We start from the raw sequence: 19,236 nt of genomic DNA, 5'->3' as shown, positions 1-19,236 counted from the left end.
CGCACCCTATCTACTGCGCGACGGGAGCGGCAGTGGCCGCTGACATATGCAGGATCGATGATTTCCCATGGCATCACGCGCCGATAATTTCGCGTCCAACCTCAGCTTGGCCAACTTCTCCAAGGCAACCGAGCTGCGCCAGCGCATCTGGTTTACGGTTGTGGCGCTCATCGTCTTCCGGTTCCTCAGCTTCGTTCCGTTGCCTGGCGTGAACCCGCAGATTTTGGGCGACCTCTACGACCAGACGCGCGGCGGCGTGCTGGATCTGTTCAATACATTTTCGGGCGGCAGTCTGGAGCGCATGAGTCTCATCGCGCTCGGCGTGATGCCCTACATTACCGCGTCGATCGTGGTGCAGATGGCCTCGGCGCTGCACCCGACGCTGATGGCGCTGAAGAAGGAAGGTGCCACCGGGCGCCAGAAGCTCAACCAGTACACGCGCTACGGCACCGTGTTCCTGTGCGTCATCCAGGGCTACTTCCTCGCCACCGGGCTCGAAAGCTACGGCGCGCAGAGCGGCCTGCAGGCGGTCGTCGACCCCGGCATCATGTTCCGCATCGGCGCGGTCATCAGCCTCGTCGGCGGCACCATGCTGCTGCTGTGGATCGGTGAGCAGATCACCGCGCGCGGGATCGGCAACGGCGTTTCGCTGATCATCATGGCGGGCATCGTCGCCCAGTTCCCGAGCTTCGCGAGCAACATGTTCGAAGGCGGTCGGACGGGTGCGATCAGTGCCGGGATCATCATCGGCTTCATCGTCATGATCGTCGCCCTGATCCTGTTCATCAGCTTCATGGAGCGTGCGCAGCGGCGCCTGTTGATCCAGTATCCCAAGCGCGCCACGCAGCGCGGCATGATGCAGGCGGATCGCAGCCACCTGCCGCTCAAGATCAACACCTCGGGTGTGATCCCGCCGATCTTCGCCAGTTCGCTGCTGCTGCTGCCGCTGACGATCAGCCAGTTCGCGGGCAATTCGGTCGATCCGGACAGCACCGCGGGGCAGACGATCAACACGCTGAACTTCTACCTCCAGCACGGACAGCCGATCTACATGCTGCTTTATGCGGTCCTGATCGTGTTCTTCTGCTTCTTCTACACGGCGGTTGTCTTCAACCCGGAGGAGACGGCGGAAAACCTGAAGCGCAATGGCGGCTTCATTCCCGGCATCCGTCCCGGCAAGCGCACGTCGGAATATCTGGACTACGTGCTCACCCGGATCACCGTGGTCGGTGCGGCCTACCTCACCGTGGTTTGTGTGGTTCCCGAATACATGATCGCGCAGACCGGCATCCCGCTGTTCCTCGGCGGCACCAGCCTGCTGATCGTGGTCAACGTGACGGTCGATACGATCAGTCAGATCCAGTCGCACCTGCTGGCGCACCAGTATGGCGACCTCATCAAGAAGGCCAAACTCAAGGGCCGGATGCGATAGCCCCGCGTCGATAATGTGGAAGGGTGCCAGGGTGTGCCCTTGCCACAGGGGCATCGCGGCTACAGGGATAGGCGATGAACATCATTCTTCTCGGACCTCCCGGCGCGGGCAAGGGCACGCAGGCTCATCGTCTGGTCGAACAATACGGCATGCGTCAGCTTTCGACCGGCGACATGCTGCGCGCTGCGGTGAAGGCGCAGACTGACGTCGGCATGCAGGCCAAGGCGATCATGGATGCGGGCGGGCTCGTTTCGGACGATATTGTTTCGTCGTTGATCGACGATGAGCTGTCGGCGATGGCGGAAGATACCGGCGCGATCTTCGATGGTTATCCGCGGACCCGCCAGCAAGCCGAACAGCTCGATGCGCTGCTTGCCAAACACGAGCGAAAGCTGGGCCGCGTGATTGAGCTGCAGGTCGATGAGGAAGCGCTCGTCGATCGGATCACCGGGCGTTATACCTGCGCCAAGTGCGGCGAGGGATACCATGATCGCCACAAGCAACCCGAAGTCGAAGGCGTGTGCGACAAGTGCGGCAGCACCGAGTTCAAGCGGCGTCCCGACGATAACGAGGAAACCGTGCGTCACCGGATGAGCGTCTACCGCTCCGAAACGGCGCCGATCCTGCCCTATTACGAAGAGCGTGGGCTGGTTGCCCGGGTCGATGGCATGGGCTCGATCGAAGAGGTTTCCTCGAGCATCGATTCGCTCCTGCAATAGCGCCGGGACCGCTCGCGGGCGGTTCCCTTTCGTCCCCGCTCGTGGAATAGCTTGCGGCATGAGTGCCGACGCACGCCTGGGAGCCGCACCGATGATCCGTTTCACCCGCCCCGCCGCCCTGATGCTTGTCGCACCTGCCCTGCTGGCCGCGCCGGCACAGGGCGAGGTCGTCGAAAGCTCGGACACGCATTTCGTCAGCCGCCACGCGGTCGAAGTCGCGGCCCCCCCAAAGGATGCCTGGCTCGCGCTGATCGCGCCTGCCGACTGGTGGAACGACAGCCACACGTGGTCCGCCGATGCATCGAACCTTTCCCTCACCCCGCAGGCGGGCGGCTGCTTCTGTGAGACAATGCCCGCCGAGGACGATGACGACAGCTTCGGCCTCGAAGGGAGTGCGCAGCATATGGTCGTGGTGCAGGCCGTGCCGCGCAAGGTGCTGCGCATGCGCGGCGCGCTGGGGCCTTTGCAGAGCGAGCCGGTCGACGGCGTGCTCACCATCACCATGCAGCCGATCGAGGGCGACGAAGGCGACATTACCGGGACCCGATTCGTCTGGGAGTATGTCGTCGGCGGGACCATGCGATTCGAAATCCCGGCGATTTCGCAAGCGGTCGATGGTGTCATCGGCCAACAGGCGATGGGGCTTGCCGAAGCACTCGGCGGTGCGATGGCCGAAGAGGACGAGGAGGCCGGCGCGAGCGACTTCGACGCAGCCTTCGGGCCCGATGCCGAGGAAGGCGACAGCGCCGCAGACGAAGACGCGGACGAGGATGGCGAAACCCCCTTCGAGCCCGGAGAGGGGCGCTAGGCCTGCGGGCCGAATCGTTTCAGGCGACAGCATGCGGGGCGCGGCGCCGCTTCTGACAGCGTGTTCCAGTTGTTCCGCTGAGGGAAAACGCCGACGCAGGTTTTGACAGCGGGCGCTGCGCACGGTAATTTCCCGAATATCGAAGCAATCGACGCGGACCATTCGTTGGTCGCGCGATTATTCTTGCGCAGCTGTTGACGCTGCGTCTCCTTGCGCTTATGTGCGCCGTTCGTCCGAACCAATGCATCCCTGCATCACCGGCCCGGTTTTGTGCCTGCCGGTTTTTGTCCGTCAAGGATGGCGGGGCCGCGGCGGTTCGATGAGACTAGCGATGAGATAGAGGCACCTTGCCCGATCGGGTGCGGTAAGCTCTCTGTGGAGCATGGAGAAGTAAGTGGCTCGTATTGCCGGGGTCAATATCCCCACCAACAAGCGCGTGATCATCGCGCTTACCTATATTCACGGAATCGGTCGAACCAAGGCCGTCGAGATCGCCGACAAGCTCGGCATTGATCACAAGACCCGCGTGCAGGACCTCACCGACGAGGAAGTGCTGCGGATCCGTGAAACGATCGACGAAGAGCATACGGTGGAAGGCGATCTGCGCCGTCAGACCGCGATGAACATCAAGCGTCTGATGGACCTTCGTTCCTACCGCGGCCTGCGCCATCGTGCCGGCCTGCCCGTTCGCGGCCAGCGCACGCACACCAATGCGCGCACCCGCAAGGGCAAGGCAAAGCCGATCGCCGGCAAGAAGAAGTAAGCGCGTAACAGCGCTTCCTTCGTCTCTCTTCTGACTTCTTTCCTTAAGGGGAATTACCAATGGCACGCGAACCAGGCCGCGTTAGGCGCCGCGAGCGGAAAAACATCTCCAGCGGCGTCGCGCATGTGAACGCCAGCTTCAACAACACCATGATCACCATCACCGATGCGCAGGGCAACGCGATCAGCTGGTCGAGCGCAGGGATGATGGGCTTCAAGGGCAGCCGCAAGTCGACGCCCTATGCCGCGCAGGTCGCTGCCGACGATGCGGGCAAGAAGGCCGCCGAACACGGCGTCCGCACGCTCGAAGTCGAAGTGAAGGGCCCGGGTTCGGGTCGTGAAAGCGCACTGCGCGCGCTGCAGGCGGTGGGCTTCACCATCACCAGCATCCGCGATGTGACGCCGATCCCGCACAACGGGGTTCGCCCGTCCAAGCGGCGCCGCGTCTGATCCTGCCCGGCGGTGGGAGCCTTTCCCTCCGCCGACCATTTTTGGGCCGGACGCGCTTTCATCCGAAAGTGTCCGGCCCCAGCCGATCTTGAATTCCTAGGGGACATCCATGGCCGTCAACACCAAGAACTGGCAGGAACTGAAAAAGCCCACCTCGCTCGAACTGAAAGACACAGGCTCCGACAAAAAGCGCAAGGCGACCTTCGTGGCCGAGCCGCTCGAGCGTGGCTTTGGCCTGACGCTCGGCAACGCGCTGCGCCGGGTTCTGCTTTCGTCGCTCCAGGGTGCCGCGATCACCTCGATCAAGATCGAGAACGTGCTGCACGAATTCTCCAGCCTCGCCGGCGTGCGTGAAGACGTGACCGACATCGTCCTGAACGTGAAGCAGATCGCGCTCAAGATGGAAGGCGAAGGCCCCAAGCGCCTGCAGCTTTCCGCAACCGGTCCGGGTGCCGTGAAGGCGGGCGACATCGCCGTTTCGGGCGACATCGAAATCCTCAACAAGGATCTCGTGATCTGCCAGCTGGACGAGGGCGCGAACCTCAACATGGAACTGACCGCGGATACTGGCAAAGGCTACGTCGCCGCCGTGCAGAACCGCCCGGCCGACGCGCCGATCGGTCTGATCCCGGTCGACTCGCTCTATTCGCCTATCAAGCAGGTGAGCTACAAGGTCGAGAATGCTCGCGTGGGCCAGGAACTGGACTACGATAAGCTCAACCTGACCATCGAAACCGACGGCACCGTTACCCCTGAAGACGCCGTGGCCTATGCCGCGCGCATCCTGCAGGACCAGCTGACTTTGTTCGTCCACTTCGAAGATGGCATTCCGCAGCCCTCCAGCCCGATGATCGGGATGGCCGCAGAGCCGCAGGAATCGGACGCCAACCAGCTCAACCGCTACCTCCTCAAGAAGGTCGACGAACTGGAACTCTCGGTGCGTTCGGCCAACTGCCTCAAGAACGACAACATCATCTATATCGGCGATCTGGTCCAGAAGACCGAAGCCGAGATGCTGCGCACGCCGAATTTCGGCCGCAAGTCGCTCAACGAGATCAAGGAAGTGCTCTCCAGCATGGGCCTGCGCCTCGGGATGGACATCCCTGGCTGGCCGCCGGAGAACATCGAGGAAATGGCCAAGAAGCTCGAACAAGAGCTGCTCGGCTAACATGGGTTCCGGCGGCGCACCCGAAGCGCCGCCAGTACCGGGCTACCTCGTACGGGCCCCTTACAAACGAAGGAAAAGAGAATGCGTCACGGAATTTCGCAGCGTAAGCTGAACCGCAAGTCGGGCCACCGTACGGCCCTGTTCCGCAACATGTCGGCCGCGCTGATCAAGCACGAGCAGATCCTCACCACGCTGCCCAAGGCGAAGGAACTGCGCCCCTATACCGAAAAGCTGATCACGCTGGCCAAGCGTGGCGGGCTTTCCAACCGTCGCCTCGCGATGGGCCGCCTGCAGGACGAAACGCAGCTCAAGAAGCTGTTCGACGTTCTGGCCGAGCGCTATGCGGATCGTGAAGGTGGCTACCTGCGCATCATCAAGGCCGGCTATCGTGCCAGCGACAGCGCGCAGCTCGCGATCATCGAATTCGTCGACCGCGACGAAGATGCCAAGGGCCAGGATAGCGGCCCGGTGATGACCGACGAGGATGAATTCGACGACGCGTAAGCGGACGTTGCAGCAAACACACAAGGGGGCCGCCGGCATGTGCCGCGCGGCCCTTTTTCGTGGGCGCCATTCGTAGGTGAAGCAGCCCGGATCGCTTGGCATCATTCCCGAGGCATAGCGCGGTGCGTGCCGCAATCGGGTCGGGGAGTTCGCAGCGCCCTATCGCTATGGCGACCGCTATGTGTATGGAGGCAATCGGCGGGCCTGCCCGGCGGGGCAGCGATCTGCCTCTTGATGTGAGGATGACGATGAAAAGGACGATCGGGTTCGCTCTCGGCGCACTGACCCTCCTGCTTGCAGGGTGCAGCGATCCTGATGCGGCGGGCGAAGGCGAACAGACCACCGCGAAGGCGGGCGACAGCACGCTGGGCGCCGTGATCGGTACCATCGACGCGCTTTCGATTGCCAGCGAGGTGATCGGCAATGCCGAGCTGGAAGATCCTTTCGGTGGGGCTGGCGCCTACACCATCTTTCTCCCCCGCAACGAGGCTTTCGAGGACTTGCCCGAGGGTGAGCTGGAGCGGTTGCGGAGCGAAGAGGGGCGTGAGGGCGTCATCGCTATCCTGAGCACGCACATTGCGACCGGGGCGATCGCGCGTGAGGACCTCGATACGGCGCTCGAAATCAATGGCGGTTCGCTTGAACTGACGAGCGTCACGGACAAGCCGATCCTTCTGCGTGAAGTCGACGGGCAAATCCTCGTGGGGGACGGGGACGATGCCCCGCGCCTCACGGGTATCTCGAAATCGGCGTCGAACGGCGTGGTCTACGTGATCGACGGCTTTATCCCGCCCCGCAGCTAAGCCCGCTAAAACAAAAGCGCGGGGCTGCGCCGAGAATTCTTCGGCTTCCCTCGGGCGCCAATCCCTTTTCTTTGCGGCCACCTGTGGCACAGTGCCTCGCCATGATCCGGACCAGCCTCGCCGCGCTAGCGGCTCTCGCCCTGCCTGCCACGCTCGCCGCCCAGACGACCACTCAGGACCAGCTCGACGCACGCTACGATCGCGCGCTCGCGGCAGGATACAAGGCGCTGTTCCTGTGCAGCGCGCTCGCCAACGCACAGCGCAATGGGGTGGAGCGGACGCCTGAGAGTGTCGAACAATGGGAGCTGACCGGGGTCTATCCGCGCATTGCCGATATTATCGGCGATCTCGATTACACGATCCTGCCCGATGCCGCCGGGCGCGTCGCGCTGGTGCAGGTGGACTGGGCGGACGACATGCCGCCGCGCTTCGCCGAAGGCTCGCACGATTCGGGCTGCCGGCTCGCGCCCATCGGGCTCGATGCGCCGATGCCCGAGATGCGCGTGCCGCCCATACCGGGTGAAAAGCAGGCGAACCCGGGCACGGCGCAGATGGGTGGCGGGCTCACTATCCCGATGGTGGCGATCGAAACGGGTGATGGCACGACGAAGGAACAGCCGAGCGCGCTCGACAAGGTGATCGAACGTGCCTTCACCCCGGACTATGGCGATGGCGCAAGGACGACCGCCGTGGTGCTTCGCCACGGTGACCGCGGCGATGGAGTGATCGGGCAGGGGCAATACGCCCCCGGCTTCGGTCCCGATACGCCCCAGCGCACATGGTCGGTCGCAAAGAGCATCGCCGCCACGCTGATTGGTGCGGCGGTGCAGCGGGGCGATGCGAAGGTCACCGATGCGCTCGCCTTCGACGACTGGCGGTGGGACGCCCGGCGCGAGATCACCATCGACAACTTCCTGCGCATGGCCTCCGGCCGGTATAGCGATACGCCCGGCAACCGCACCGATCCGCTCTACATGGGCGGCGCGCTGGTGGCCGAGAGCGCGACCGGGTGGCCGTTGCTCCACGAGCCGGGCACCGTGTTCCGCTATGCCAACAACGACACGCTGATGGCGGTGAAGGCCATAGAGGACACCTTCGACAGCTACGACCCCGCCGATCTGTTCGCCGATATCGGGATGACCGGCACGGTCGCGGAGACGGACTGGGGCACCGACTACATCCTCTCCAGCCAGGTCTGGGCGACCGCAGAAGACCTCGCGAAGCTCGGCCAGCTCTATCTCGACGATGGCGTGACGCAGGATGGCAAACGTCTGCTGCCCGAGAACTGGCGTGAATATGTCTCCACCCCCAGCGGCCCGCAGCCCGATAATGGTTTCGGCTACGGCGCGAGCTGGTGGCTGTTCAACAATCACGAGGGCATCCCCGCCGATACCTTTGCAGCGATGGGCAATCGCGGCCAATTCGTGGTGGTGGTGCCGAGTCGCGACGTCGTAATCGTGCGCCGCGGCGAAGACCCGACCGGCAGCCGTTTCGATATCGTCGCCTTCACGCGCGACGTACTCGCCTCGCTCGAGTGAGTTGCACGCCGCCCGCCGCGACCTAGATAGAGAACCCGGATTTCAGCGACGAGAGGACGCCCCCATCATGCTTCGCAACATTCTCCTTACCGGAGCCGCCACCGCGTTGGTCGCCAGCGCAACCCCCGCATCGGCGCAGGACCTGACCGTACCTGACTATCCCGAAACGCGCAGCGGCGACGTGGTCGACGAGCAATTCGGCGAGCAGGTCGCCGATCCCTATCGCTGGCTCGAGAACGACGTCCGCGTCGATTCCGAGGTTGCCGACTGGGTCGAACGGCAGAACGAGGTCACCAATGCTTTCCTCGACCGCCTGCCGGGCCGCGAAAAGCTTCAGGCGCGCATCACGCAGTTGACCGACTACGAGCGCTTTGGCCTGCCGACCGAAAAGGGCGAACGCTATTTCTACACCCGCAATGACGGCTTGCAGAATCAGTCGGTGCTCTATGTGCGCGACGGGCTCGATGGTGAGCCGCGCGTGCTGATCGACCCCAATACCTGGGCGGACGACGGGGCCACCGCGCTCGCCGATTATGCCATCACCGAAGATGGTTCGAAGCTGCTCTACGCCATTCAGGATGGCGGCAGCGACTGGCGCACGGTCAAGGTGATGGACGTCGCGACCGGCGAGGTGATGGATGACACCATCGAATGGGTGAAGTTCTCCAACCTCGACTGGGCGAAGGACGGCAGCGGCTTCTACTACAGCCGCTTCCCCGCCACGGGCGAGGGCGAAACCTTCCAGGCGCTCAATACCAACCAGCAGGTCTATTTCCATCGTCTGGGGACTGAGCAGGCCCAGGACGGCTTGATCTACGAAACGCCCGAGCAGCCCGAACTGAACCACACCGCACAGGTGAGCGACGATGGTCGCTGGCTGATCGTGACCAGTTCCAGCGGCACCGACGATCGCTACGAGGTGACGCTGATCGATCTGGAGGACGAAAGCGCCACTCCGCGCGTGCTCGTCCCCGGGTTCGACAACAACTACAGCTATGTCGGCAATTCCGGTGACGCGTTCTACTTCGTCACCAACGACGGCGCGCCGCTCAAGAAGGTGGTCAAGACCGATGTCTCGGCTGCCGAGCCCGAGTGGACCACCGTCATTCCCGAACGCGAGGAAACGCTCGGCGGCGTTTCGCTGGTGGGCGGGCATCTGGTCGCCAGCTACCTCAAGGATGCGAAGAGCCTGATCGAGGTTTTCGCGCTCGACGGCACTCCGGTACGGCAGGTCGCCCTGCCGGGCATCGGCAGCGCGGGCGGCTTCGGTGGATCGCCGGACGAAAGCGAGACCTTCTATTCCTTCTCCAGCTACAACCGCCCGTCGACCGTCTATCGCTACGATGTGGAAACGGGTGAGAGCGAAGTGTGGGCGCAGCCCGAGGTTGCCTTCAACCCGCACGATTTCGTGGTCGAGCAGAAGTTCTACACCTCGAAGGATGGCACCCGCGTGCCGATGTTCCTCGTCCGCAGCAAGGCGGTGGCGCAAAGCGGCGATGCCGCTCCGACGCTCCTGTACGGTTACGGCGGGTTCAACATTTCGCTCACCCCGGGCTTCAGCCCCTCGCGCCTCGCATGGATCGAAGCCGGCGGCGCCTATGCCGTGGCCAATATCCGCGGCGGCGGCGAGTACGGCAAGGCGTGGCACGATGGCGGACGCTTGGACAACAAGCAGAACGTGTTCGACGATTTCATCGCGGCGGGCGAATACCTGATCGCCGAGGGGATCACCCCCGAAGACGGCCTCGCCATTCAGGGCGGATCGAACGGCGGCCTGCTGGTTGGCGCGGTGACCAACCAGCGGCCCGATCTTTTCGCGGCGGGCAATGCCGCAGTGGGCGTGATGGACATGCTGCGCTTCGACCAGTTCACTGCCGGTCGCTACTGGGTCGACGACTATGGCTATCCCAGCAAGGAAGCGGACTGGCGCGTGCTGCGTTCCTATTCGCCCTATCACAACGTGAAGGACGGGGTGGATTACCCCGCGCTGCTTGTGACGACCGCCGATACCGACGATCGCGTGGTCCCGGGCCACAGCTTCAAATACACCGCGGCGCTGCAGGCGGCGGAGCTGGGCGAGCGGCCGCAGTTGATCCGGATCGAGACCCGCGCGGGCCACGGTTCGGGCAAGCCGACCGACAAGGCGATCGAGGAAGCGTCGGACATTCTCGCCTTCCTCGCGGCGTTTACCGGCCTTGATCTGAGCGAATGAGGGCAGCGGCGGCGGGGCTATCCGGGCTCGCCGCCATGCCAGCTACCGCGAGCCACCAGGCACCCGATCGCGGCTACCCCGGCTGAACCGACGCTGCAGATGCGATTTCGCATTCTGTTACGAATAGCCGCTTCTTGAGCGGCTGGCAGCGCGCGAGCGATTGAATTACGACGGAAAACCGAGCTTTTTATTCGTTCAGGTTTGTCGCCGTTTGTATTAACAAGTGCTTTCGTAGCAATTCAGTCCCACCTCACTGGCGGGTCCCTAGAACAGTTGGTGTTCGGGCAATCGCGCTCGGCACCCACCGTGAGGAGACCCAGTATGCTAAACTTCACCAAGGCCGCCCTGTGCACCGCAGCTGCGGGTGCCATGGCCATCACTTCCGCCGCCCCGGCCGAAGCCCAGCGCTATCGCGATCGTGACAACGACGGTATCAGCGCGGGCGAAGTGATCGCCGGCGCGATCATCATCGGCGGCATCGCGGCGATCGCCTCGGCCTCGAACCGCGATCGTGACCGCGATCGGTATCGCGACAACCGCTACCGCGACAATTACTACCGTTCCAACGGCAATCCGCGCCGCGCGATCGACAAGTGCGTGCGCGTCGCCGAACGGACCGCCCAGCGCAATGGCTATCGCTATGCCAATGTCGTCGACATCAACCGGGTGCGCGATACGCGCCGGGGCTGGAACATCACCGGCCGGATCGAAGTCCAGGGCCAACGCGGCTATCGTGACCAGCGTCGCGGATACAACCGTCGGGGCGACGAAGGCCGCTTCAGCTGCCAGATCCGTCGCGGACGGGTGGTCGACATCGACTATCGCGGCATTCGTGGACTGAACCGCATCTGACACAGGCTTTCGTCACGCCTGCCAAATCATCTGGTGGGTAAGGCGACAGGGGAAGGCGGTTCAGCCCTTTGACAGGGCTGGCCGCCTATTTTTTTGGCACAACGTCACCCGAACCGGCCCTTTGCCGTCATCTCGCGTGACACAGCATGGGTGTTCGAAATGACCAATCTCGCGAAGTTCTCGGCCGGATGCGCGCTTGCCGCGATGGCTCTTTCACCCGTGCAGGCGGCGGACATGCCGCGTGTCGGGGCGCCTGCCGTGCAGACCGACTACGCTGTGCAAACCGTGCTCAACGATGGAGCGGACGAGGCCGACCATCGCAGCCGCTACCGCTACCGCCGCCATCGCGACCGGACCGACGTGGGCGATATCCTCGTAGGCGCGGCGATCATCGGCGGGGTCTTCGCGATCCTCGCGGCCAGCAACAACAGCAGCAACGACCGCAGCGAGCGCTACGACACGGACTACGTTTCCGATGACGCGTTCGACAATGCGGTCGATTCCTGCGTCAACCGGGTCGAGCGCGACCAGAGGATCGGCTCGGTCGACAATGTCGGGCGCACCCGCACCGGCTATTCGGTCAGCGGAACGCTCGCGAATGGAACGAATTTCAGCTGCGATGTCACCGGCGCTGGCCGCGTAACGAACATCTATTACGGGCGCGGCGGGGTGTCCTATCAGTCGGGTGGCGATGTCTATGGCGACCCGGGCTACTCGGACCCCCAGTACTCGGACGACGTCTATGCGCGGGCGCGCGCGGGCACCTATTCCACGCCCGACAGCCGTGCGCAGCCAGCTTACCCGGGCGGCCCTATTCCCGGCGATGATGGATACGACCCCGGTGCGTATGGCGACGACGGCTATGGCGACGATTACGACGACGGCTATTCGCAGGCCGAGCCTTACCGTTAGGCCCTGCTGTCAGTTATTGTAGAAGACCCCGGAGCGTCAGGTTCCGGGGCCTTTTTCGTCCGCCAACTCCGCCTCTTCGAAATAGAGCCCGTCGACTTCGGGCTCGGCAGCTGCCTCGGCCAGAGCTTCGGCACCCAGTTCGGTCTCGCGAGAACTCGCCCGTTCGCGCTCGTGGAACGCGGGCAGGCCGAGATTGAACCGGATCGCCGCGCTCCGCAGCATCATCCCGGCGAGGGCGGAAACCGCCCAGATCGTCCAGTCGAAGACGCCGCGCGGCTCGAGCAGCCACATCCCGAAGCTGCACAGCGATGCCGACAGCGCAGCCGCCGTCACATAGAGTTCGGGCCGCATCAGGATCGACGGGCGACCGGCGATCACATCGCGGATCGTGCCGCCCACAATGCCGGTGATGATCCCCATGATCGCTGCCGATACGGGCGGCAGGCCGTAGCTCATCGCCTTGGCCGACCCGAGCACAGAATAGGCGGCCAGACCGATGCCGTCGGCATAGTCGAACAGCTTGCCCTGCCACCAGCGGGTCGGCGTGTTCCACACGATCAGCGCCATCGCGATGCATACGATCGAGTACCAGGGGTGCTTGACCCAGAAGACTGGCGCATCGATCAGAAGGTCGCGCACCGTGCCGCCACCGACTCCTGTGACGAGCGCGAAGAAGCTCATCGTCACGAAGGTCTGGCGTTCGCGCGCAGCGATCAGCGCGCCCGAGAGCGCGAACACCGCGACCCCGATCAGATCGAGCCAGTCGAGCACTGGCGTCAGGATCACCGCAGCTTCAGCGACCGGCATGAATGGACTCCCTGCGCCGGACCTTGCGGCGTCTGAACAGTAGGACGATCCCCATCAGCGAGCCGAGCACGCCGAGTGCGGCGAACAGGATCAGGATCGGGTGGCTGCTATCCTCGCGGGTCTGCAGATCCATGATGTGCAGGCCCCACATGAAATCGAAGACACGCCAGAAACGTGTGCGCACCGCCAGCACTTCGCCGCTCGCGCGCCCGATATAGACCCGCGTGCCGTCCCCGTATTCGGCGCGCCAGACGTCGACCGGGCGGCGGAAATCGAACGGTGGTTCGTCGGCGTCGAACTTGCGCACCTCGACCAGCGGGCTGTCGGTGACGATGCTTCGTGCAAGCACGTCGCGGGCATCGGATGCAGAGAGATCGGGCAGCACCGCACCGGTCTCTCCTGAAAAGCGCCGCGTCGTGCCGTCGGCAAAACGGGCGAGGGCGACCGGTGCTTGAGTGCCCGTGACGAACGTCACCTCGACCGGGCGCGGTTGGCCTTCGGGGATTGCAGGCAGGGCGAGCTGGGCGGGCAAGGCACGCTCGACCACTTCGGCGCGCAGGTGTTCGCCGCGCACTTCGTCGATCGGGCGCGAAACCATGACCAGCCCGGTCAGCGTCCACATCAGCAGCGGCAGGCCGATCAGCCAACCGAGCCAGATGTGCCATCGCGCGAGGCGCTGCATGATGCGGGGGCGAGCCATGGCCGCGCCTCTATCGCGCCGCGCTGCGGGGCACAATCAGTCCGTGGCGAAGAGTTTCTTGGGGTCTGCCATAGCTTTGATTTCCAGCGCATTGCCGCTGGGATCGCGGAAGAACATCGTCGCCTGTTCGCCCGGCGCATCGCGGAAGCGCACGGTCGGTTCGATGATGAACTTCAGGCCCGCTTCGGTCAGCCGGTCGGCCAGCGCCTGCCATTGGTCCATCGGCAACACGACGCCGAAATGGGGGACCGGCACTGCCTCTCCATCGACCGCATTGCGATCCTCGCCAGCCGCGCGCGCGGCGACCGCGGCGGGTGCGACATGGGCGACGATCTGATGGCCGAAGAAGTCGTAATCGATCCAGTCCTTGTCCGATCGCCCCTCGCGGCAGCCGAGCAGGGCGCCGTAGAAATTTCGCGCCGCGTCGAGATCGTGGACCGGAAAGGCGAGGTGGAAGGGGGGAATGGTCATTTGGGTGCCTCGTTGGGATCGGGCAGGGCGAAGGCTATGGCATGGGCCAGCGCGAAGCCGATTATCGCGGCCGCGCCGTATCCTGCCAGGGGGGTGGGGTAGTTGGAGATCAGCGCTGCGACAAGGAAGCCGAACAGGCTCATGCCCAGCGGGTAACGGGCCGAACGAGGCAAGCCCGTGCCGAACAGCATCAGCAGGACCGATGCCAGTAGCGATAGGGCAAGCAGCGCAGCGATGGCTGGCGATGCGTTGGTGGCATCGTGCAACACCCGCTCCACGAACGGGGCGGGAGGCAGTTCGCCGCGCAACGCAGCCGAGATCGCGGCGAAAAAGCCGAGAATGACGACGAGACCGGCCCGCCAGTCCGCCCGTACCTGATAGAGCCCGATCGCGCCGCCGGTGAGTGCGAAGGCGCTGGCAAAATCGGGCTGGACCAGCGCAACGACGATCGCGGCCACGAGGGCGGCCGGGCCGAGCATGGGCTCGCGTGCCGCCAGCACCGCGAGCGCCGGGATGGTGAGCATGCCAGCATGGAGAATGAACGGCCCGAGCGGCAGCCAGCGGGCAATGTCGTTCACGCTGGGCCCGGTAACCAGCGGCAAGGCGAACAGCACCAGCAATAGAAGGCTCGCGATCCGGCGCGCCCGTTCGCCGAACTCGGGCAGGCCGATCAGCACGATCAGCGCGGCGAGGACCAGCGCTGCGCCGTTGACGATCGGATACGCATCCGGCGCGCCGAACAGCGCCATGTAGGCGAGCCCCGCCAGCGTCGGTATCGCCAACGCAAGCAGGGCAGGCAGTCGGTTCATCTCATTCCTTGGTGCCGGTGATTTCCTGCCCGTTCTGATAGAGCGTCAGGGAGCGGACGTCACCGGCGGCGTCGCGATTGAAGCGCAGCTGCGCATCGACGACCTTGAGGAAGAAGAAATCCTCTTCACCCTCCTGCGCGAACAGCTCGAAAGCGGCTTGTCCGGTTGCCTGGGTCATCAGCTTCCCATCCTCGACGAAGACCTTGATCTTGAAGCTGGGGCTGAGAGCATAGGTGCCTTCGTAGGCATCCAGCGCGGCAACGTCGGTTTCGGCTGCCGCTCTCTCGCTAGGCAGGATGACTTCGCCTCCACGCGCAAGCTGCAGCAGGCTCCGACCCAGATCGTTGGCCTGGCCACCGTTGAGATTGGCGAGGACGACCACCGTGATGTCGCGATCGGGATCGTGCATCAGCATGGCGTTGAACCCTTCGATCCCGCCGCCGTGCCAGATCATCGTGCCGTCCTCGTCCTCGGTGCGCAGCACGCCGAAACCGTAAGTCGCACCGGCCATCGCGGGGACACCGGGGCCCGTCATTTCGGTCAGGCTTGCCGGCTCGAGCAAGCGTCCGCCGAACAGGGCGCGTTGCCATTTGAGCAGGTCGTGGGTGGTGGAATAGAGCGCGCCCGCGCCAGTCGGGATCGCCATGTTGACATATTCGGCGTTGACGATGCCGTCCGCCGACGGGGCATAGCCCGATGCACGCCGGGGCACGATGTCGGCGGTGACGTCGATCGCGGTGTCGGCCATCCCCAGCGGATCGAAGATATTCGCCTTCACGAAGTCGGCATAGTCCTGCCCGCTGACCTGCTCGACGATTGCCGACAGCAGGACGTAGCCCGAATTGGAATAGTCCCACTTCTCGCCGGGCGTAAACTCGAGCGGCTTGTCCGCGAACCTTGCGATCAGCTCCTCGCGCGTCGTCGGCAGGAATTTGACCGTCGCGAACTCGTCCAGATTGGTGACGTTGGTGATGCCCGATGTGTGCTGCAGCAGGTTGCGCACGGTAATCGCGTCCCACGCTGGTGGCGCGTCGGGCCAGTAGGTCTTCACCGGCGCATCGAGATCGATCAGCCCTCGTTCCTTCAGCAGGAGGATCGAGGCGGCGGTGAACTGCTTGGTGACGGAGCCGATGCGGAACTTCGCTGCGGGCGTATTGGCGATGTTCCATTCGAGATTGGCGCTGCCATAGGCCTCGTCGAACACGATATCGTCGCCGATCGCGACCAGTGCGGCGCCCATGAAGGTGCCTTGGTCGGCATCGGCGGACACGACCTCGTCCATCCGCTCGACATCCTGCGCAAGGACGGGCGTGGCAAACAGAACGGCAACGGCCGCGATGGTGTGGCGGAACATGATTTATCTCCCCTAGTGTGTTGATGCCTTAAGACACCAGGGGAGGCCGTGCAATGTCATTGGTCGGCGCGCCACCGCCGCCGGGCGGTCGGGCGGCGCGCCGGAGCAGAGCCCTAGACGTGGATCGGCTTGCCCTGAACCGCCATCGCCGCTTCCTTCATTGCTTCGGAATGCGTCGGGTGGGCGTGGCAGGTATAGGCGATGTCTTCCGATGTCGCGCCGAATTCCATGCCCAGCGCGGCTTCGGCGATCATCGTGCCGGCGGGCACGGCAATCGCCCACACGCCCAGCACGCGGTCGCTCTCGGCTTCGGCGATCACCTTCACGAAGCCATCGGGATCGTGGTTGGTCTTGGCGCGGCTGTTGCCCACCATCGGGAACTTGCCGACCTTCACCGCTTTCTTGTCGCCGCCCATCTTCTCGATGGCTTCCTCGGTCGTCAGGCCCACGCCCGCGATTTCGGGCCAGGTGTAGACGACGCTCGGGATGATCGCGTGGTTCACGATGCCGGTCTGCCCGGCGACGTTCTCTGCCACCGCGATGCCTTCATCCTCGGCCTTGTGGGCGAGCATCGGGCCGGGGACGCAGTCGCCGATGGCCCACACGCCATCGACCTTGGTGCGGAAATCGTGATCGGTTTCGATCTGGCCGCGCTTGTTGGTTTCCAGCCCGATCGCATCGAGGCCGAGGCCGTCGGTGTTCGGCTTGCGCCCGATGGAGACGAGCACGCAATCGGCTTCCATCGTCTCTTCGTCACCGCCCGCGGCGGGTTCGAGCGTCAGCGTGGCGGTCTTGCCCTTGACGGTAACACCGGTGACCTTGGTGCCGAGCTTGAACTCGATACCCTGCTTCTTGAAGATCTTGCGCGCTTCCTTGCGAATGTCGCCGTCCATGCCGGGAAGGATTTCGTCGAGGAATTCGACGCAGGTGACTTCGGCACCCAGACGCCGCCAGACCGAACCGAGCTCCAGCCCGATCACGCCGCCACCGATGACGACCATTTTCTTGGGCACCTTGGGCAGTTCCAGCGCGCCAGTGGAGTCGACCACGACGTGATTGTCGTTATCGATCTCGACGCCCGGCAGCGGAGTGACCGAGGAACCGGTCGCGATCACGATGTCCTTCGCGGTGACCGTCTCGTCGCCGACCTTAACCGTATGCGCATCCTGGAAGGTGGCGTAGCCCTTCTTCCAGTCGACCTTGTTCTTCTTGAACAGGAATTCGATCCCGCCGGTCAGGCCCTTCACCGCGTCGCGGCGCTGGGCGTGCATCTGGTCGAGATTGAGCTTGGGGCTGACGTCGATGCCCAGCTCCTTCATCGCGCCATTCTTGGCCGCGTCGAAATATTCCGATGCGTGCAGCATCGCCTTGGAGGGGATGCAGCCGACATTGAGGCAGGTCCCACCCAGCGTCTCGCGCCCTTCGGCACACGCGGTCTTGAGGCCCAGCTGCGCGGCGCGGATCGCGGCGACATAGCCGCCCGGGCCAGCGCCGATGACAAGGACGTCGTAATCGTAGTTGTGGTCAGCCATTTTCTTCTCTCGTCATCCCCCAGAAGGCGGGTATCCCACCTTCTCCGTTGTGCTCCCGATATAGGGAGCGGGACCCCCGCTTTCGCGGGGGTGACGGCAAATAGTCTTACAGGTCGATCAGCATCCGGGTCGGATCTTCGATCGCTTCCTTCATGATCTTGAGCGCAGTCACGGCTTCGCGTCCGTCGATCAGGCGGTGGTCGTAGCTCAATGCGATGTACATCATCGGGCGGATTTCGACCTTACCGTCGATCGCCACGGGGCGATCCTCGATCCGGTGAAGGCCCAGCACCGCGCTCTGTGGCGGGTTGATGATCGGGGTGCTCATCAGCGAACCGAACACGCCGCCGTTGGAGATGGTGAAGGTGCCACCCTTCATGTCTTCCATCGTCAGCGTGCCGTCCTTGGCGCGCGCGCCGAAGTCCGCAATGTCCTTCTCGATCTGCGCGAAGCCTTTCTTGTCGGCATCGCGGATCACGGGCACGACGAGGCCGTTGGGCGCAGACACCGCGACGGAGATATCGACGTAGTCGTGGTACACGATCTCGTCGCCTTCGATGTAGGCGTTGGCAGCCGGCACGTCCTTCAGCGCAAGGCACGCGGCCTTGGCGAAGAAGCCCATGAAGCCGAGCTTGATGTCGTGCTTCTTGGCGAACAGATCCTTGTACTTGCCGCGCGCTTCCATCACCGCGCTCATGTCCACATCGTTGAACGTGGTCAGCAGCGCGGCGTTGTCCTGCGCGCCCTTGAGACGTTTCGCGATGGTCTGGCGCATGCGCGTCATCTTCACGCGTTCCTCGCGGCGTTCGCCAGACGAGACGGTTGCAGGCGTAGAAGAGGGCGAGGGCGCAGGCGAAGCGCTATCGCCCTTGTTCCCACCCTCTTTCGACTGGGCCGCCGCGATCACGTCTTCCTTGGTCAGGCGGCCGTCCTTGCCGGTGCCCTTGATGCTGCTCGGATCGACCCCGTATTCCAGCACAGCGCGGCGCACGGCGGGGGAGAGCGTCTGGTTGCCTTCTCCGGTGCCCTCGTCGTGGTTGCCGTAAGCGGCCTGCCCGCTGTCAGCGTCCTTTGCCTTGGCAGGTTCCGCGCCCTTTTTGCCGCCTCCGGGTTCTCCGGCACCCTGATCGCGGTTGGCCTCGTCGCCCTTGGCGGCAGGGGCACCGCCTTCGGAGACGGTGGCGAGCACTGCGCCCACTTCCACCGTGTCGCCCACTTCGGCGCGCAGTTCCTCGATCACGCCTGCGACGGGAGAGGGCACCTCAACCGCGACCTTGTCGGTTTCGAGGCTGACGATCGGTTCGTCTACAGCCACGGCATCGCCGGGTTGCTTGAGCCATTCGGCGATGGTGCCTTCGGTGACCGATTCACCGAGTTGGGGGACTGTGATCTCGGTAGCCATG

19 protein-coding genes are annotated in these 19,236 nt (G+C 64.1%); 12 read left to right on the top strand and 7 right to left on the bottom strand.

Annotated features, from left to right (window positions below; all coding sequences use genetic code 11):
- Window positions 1–67: 67 nt before the first annotated feature.
- The 12 genes from secY (at window position 68) to AAG612_RS07285 (ending at window position 12,160) form a co-directional block, all read left to right on the top strand.
- The gene (gene secY / locus AAG612_RS07340) at window positions 68–1,432 is read left to right on the top strand and encodes a preprotein translocase subunit SecY (protein WP_342508812.1); all 1,365 of its coding nucleotides are present in this window, start codon (window positions 68–70) and stop codon (window positions 1,430–1,432) included.
- A 74-nt stretch (window positions 1,433–1,506) separates the two neighbouring features.
- On the top strand, window positions 1,507–2,151 hold the full coding sequence (locus AAG612_RS07335) for an adenylate kinase (RefSeq protein WP_342508811.1): 645 nt from the start codon (window positions 1,507–1,509) through the stop codon (window positions 2,149–2,151).
- A 91-nt stretch (window positions 2,152–2,242) separates the two neighbouring features.
- Window positions 2,243–2,959 carry an SRPBCC family protein gene (locus tag AAG612_RS07330; RefSeq protein WP_342508809.1) on the top strand — a complete coding sequence of 239 codons (717 nt, stop codon included), beginning with the start codon at window positions 2,243–2,245 and terminating at the stop codon, window positions 2,957–2,959.
- A 394-nt stretch (window positions 2,960–3,353) separates the two neighbouring features.
- Window positions 3,354–3,722: a 30S ribosomal protein S13 gene (rpsM, locus tag AAG612_RS07325; protein WP_029140271.1), complete on the top strand. Its 369-nt coding sequence runs from the start codon at window positions 3,354–3,356 to the stop codon at window positions 3,720–3,722.
- A gap of 59 nt (window positions 3,723–3,781) precedes the next feature.
- Entirely contained in the window at window positions 3,782–4,171 is a 390-nt protein-coding gene (rpsK, locus tag AAG612_RS07320) for a 30S ribosomal protein S11 (RefSeq protein WP_010411181.1), read from the top strand.
- Window positions 4,172–4,280: 109 nt separating this feature from the next.
- On the top strand, window positions 4,281–5,339 hold the full coding sequence (locus AAG612_RS07315) for a DNA-directed RNA polymerase subunit alpha (protein WP_342508803.1): 1,059 nt from the start codon (window positions 4,281–4,283) through the stop codon (window positions 5,337–5,339).
- 81 nt (window positions 5,340–5,420) lie between these two features.
- Complete coding sequence (gene rplQ, locus AAG612_RS07310; protein WP_342508802.1) at window positions 5,421–5,843, top strand: 50S ribosomal protein L17; 423 nt, start codon at window positions 5,421–5,423, stop codon at window positions 5,841–5,843.
- 248 nt (window positions 5,844–6,091) lie between these two features.
- Window positions 6,092–6,646, top strand: coding sequence for a fasciclin domain-containing protein (locus tag AAG612_RS07305; protein ID WP_342508800.1), 555 nt, complete (start codon window positions 6,092–6,094; stop codon window positions 6,644–6,646).
- A 101-nt stretch (window positions 6,647–6,747) separates the two neighbouring features.
- Window positions 6,748–8,184: a serine hydrolase domain-containing protein gene (locus AAG612_RS07300; RefSeq protein ID WP_342508798.1), complete on the top strand. Its 1,437-nt coding sequence runs from the start codon at window positions 6,748–6,750 to the stop codon at window positions 8,182–8,184.
- Window positions 8,185–8,251: 67 nt separating this feature from the next.
- Window positions 8,252–10,396 carry a prolyl oligopeptidase family serine peptidase gene (locus AAG612_RS07295; protein ID WP_342508796.1) on the top strand — a complete coding sequence of 715 codons (2,145 nt, stop codon included), beginning with the start codon at window positions 8,252–8,254 and terminating at the stop codon, window positions 10,394–10,396.
- 321 nt (window positions 10,397–10,717) lie between these two features.
- Window positions 10,718–11,248 (top strand): hypothetical protein, encoded by a 531-nt coding sequence (locus AAG612_RS07290; protein WP_342508794.1) that lies wholly within the window; start codon window positions 10,718–10,720, stop codon window positions 11,246–11,248.
- A gap of 159 nt (window positions 11,249–11,407) precedes the next feature.
- Entirely contained in the window at window positions 11,408–12,160 is a 753-nt protein-coding gene (locus tag AAG612_RS07285; RefSeq protein WP_342508792.1) for a hypothetical protein, read from the top strand.
- Window positions 12,161–12,196: 36 nt separating this feature from the next.
- On the opposite strand, the gene AAG612_RS07280 is transcribed toward AAG612_RS07285, so the two are convergent.
- From AAG612_RS07280 to odhB, 7 genes are all read right to left on the bottom strand, one after another.
- Window positions 12,197–12,967 (bottom strand): trimeric intracellular cation channel family protein, encoded by a 771-nt coding sequence (locus AAG612_RS07280; protein ID WP_342508790.1) that lies wholly within the window; start codon window positions 12,965–12,967, stop codon window positions 12,197–12,199.
- A complete protein-coding gene (locus AAG612_RS07275) occupies window positions 12,954–13,667 on the bottom strand; it encodes a PepSY domain-containing protein (protein ID WP_342508788.1) in 714 nt (237 codons plus the stop codon). Before AAG612_RS07275 ends, AAG612_RS07280 begins: the two co-directional genes overlap by 14 nt.
- Before the next feature lie 36 nt (window positions 13,668–13,703).
- Entirely contained in the window at window positions 13,704–14,138 is a 435-nt protein-coding gene (locus tag AAG612_RS07270) for a VOC family protein (RefSeq protein ID WP_342508786.1), read from the bottom strand.
- Window positions 14,135–14,947, bottom strand: a complete 813-nt coding sequence (locus AAG612_RS07265; protein ID WP_342508784.1) for a hypothetical protein — start codon at window positions 14,945–14,947, stop codon at window positions 14,135–14,137. Before AAG612_RS07265 ends, AAG612_RS07270 begins: the two co-directional genes overlap by 4 nt.
- Window position 14,948: 1 nt before the next feature.
- Window positions 14,949–16,301, bottom strand: coding sequence for a serine hydrolase (locus AAG612_RS07260; RefSeq protein WP_342508782.1), 1,353 nt, complete (start codon window positions 16,299–16,301; stop codon window positions 14,949–14,951).
- Between the two features lie 113 nt (window positions 16,302–16,414).
- Complete coding sequence (gene lpdA / locus AAG612_RS07255) at window positions 16,415–17,833, bottom strand: dihydrolipoyl dehydrogenase (RefSeq protein WP_342508781.1); 1,419 nt, start codon at window positions 17,831–17,833, stop codon at window positions 16,415–16,417.
- A 106-nt stretch (window positions 17,834–17,939) separates the two neighbouring features.
- Window positions 17,940–19,235 carry a 2-oxoglutarate dehydrogenase complex dihydrolipoyllysine-residue succinyltransferase gene (gene odhB / locus AAG612_RS07250; protein ID WP_342508780.1) on the bottom strand — a complete coding sequence of 432 codons (1,296 nt, stop codon included), beginning with the start codon at window positions 19,233–19,235 and terminating at the stop codon, window positions 17,940–17,942.
- Window position 19,236 lies beyond the last annotated feature (1 nt).

The sequence above is a fragment of the Citromicrobium bathyomarinum genome, assembly GCF_038594605.1.
Taxonomy (GTDB): domain Bacteria; phylum Pseudomonadota; class Alphaproteobacteria; order Sphingomonadales; family Sphingomonadaceae; genus Alteriqipengyuania; species Alteriqipengyuania bathyomarina_B.
This window is presented reverse-complemented; position numbering and strand designations above follow the sequence as displayed.

Coding starts and splice junctions, on each gene's coding strand:
- odhB (WP_342508780.1), bottom strand. CDS start 19,235: ATGGCTACCGAGATCACAGTCCCCCAACTCGGTGAATCGGTCACCGAA.
- AAG612_RS07305 (WP_342508800.1), top strand. CDS start 6,092: ATGAAAAGGACGATCGGGTTCGCTCTCGGCGCACTGACCCTCCTGCTT.
- AAG612_RS07300 (WP_342508798.1), top strand. CDS start 6,748: ATGATCCGGACCAGCCTCGCCGCGCTAGCGGCTCTCGCCCTGCCTGCC.
- lpdA (WP_342508781.1), bottom strand. CDS start 17,833: ATGGCTGACCACAACTACGATTACGACGTCCTTGTCATCGGCGCTGGC.
- secY (WP_342508812.1), top strand. CDS start 68: ATGGCATCACGCGCCGATAATTTCGCGTCCAACCTCAGCTTGGCCAAC.
- AAG612_RS07315 (WP_342508803.1), top strand. CDS start 4,281: ATGGCCGTCAACACCAAGAACTGGCAGGAACTGAAAAAGCCCACCTCG.
- AAG612_RS07270 (WP_342508786.1), bottom strand. CDS start 14,138: ATGACCATTCCCCCCTTCCACCTCGCCTTTCCGGTCCACGATCTCGAC.
- rplQ (WP_342508802.1), top strand. CDS start 5,421: ATGCGTCACGGAATTTCGCAGCGTAAGCTGAACCGCAAGTCGGGCCAC.
- AAG612_RS07260 (WP_342508782.1), bottom strand. CDS start 16,301: ATGTTCCGCCACACCATCGCGGCCGTTGCCGTTCTGTTTGCCACGCCC.
- AAG612_RS07335 (WP_342508811.1), top strand. CDS start 1,507: ATGAACATCATTCTTCTCGGACCTCCCGGCGCGGGCAAGGGCACGCAG.
- AAG612_RS07290 (WP_342508794.1), top strand. CDS start 10,718: ATGCTAAACTTCACCAAGGCCGCCCTGTGCACCGCAGCTGCGGGTGCC.
- AAG612_RS07330 (WP_342508809.1), top strand. CDS start 2,243: ATGATCCGTTTCACCCGCCCCGCCGCCCTGATGCTTGTCGCACCTGCC.
- AAG612_RS07280 (WP_342508790.1), bottom strand. CDS start 12,967: ATGCCGGTCGCTGAAGCTGCGGTGATCCTGACGCCAGTGCTCGACTGG.
- AAG612_RS07265 (WP_342508784.1), bottom strand. CDS start 14,947: ATGAACCGACTGCCTGCCCTGCTTGCGTTGGCGATACCGACGCTGGCG.
- AAG612_RS07285 (WP_342508792.1), top strand. CDS start 11,408: ATGACCAATCTCGCGAAGTTCTCGGCCGGATGCGCGCTTGCCGCGATG.
- AAG612_RS07275 (WP_342508788.1), bottom strand. CDS start 13,667: ATGGCTCGCCCCCGCATCATGCAGCGCCTCGCGCGATGGCACATCTGG.
- rpsK (WP_010411181.1), top strand. CDS start 3,782: ATGGCACGCGAACCAGGCCGCGTTAGGCGCCGCGAGCGGAAAAACATC.
- AAG612_RS07295 (WP_342508796.1), top strand. CDS start 8,252: ATGCTTCGCAACATTCTCCTTACCGGAGCCGCCACCGCGTTGGTCGCC.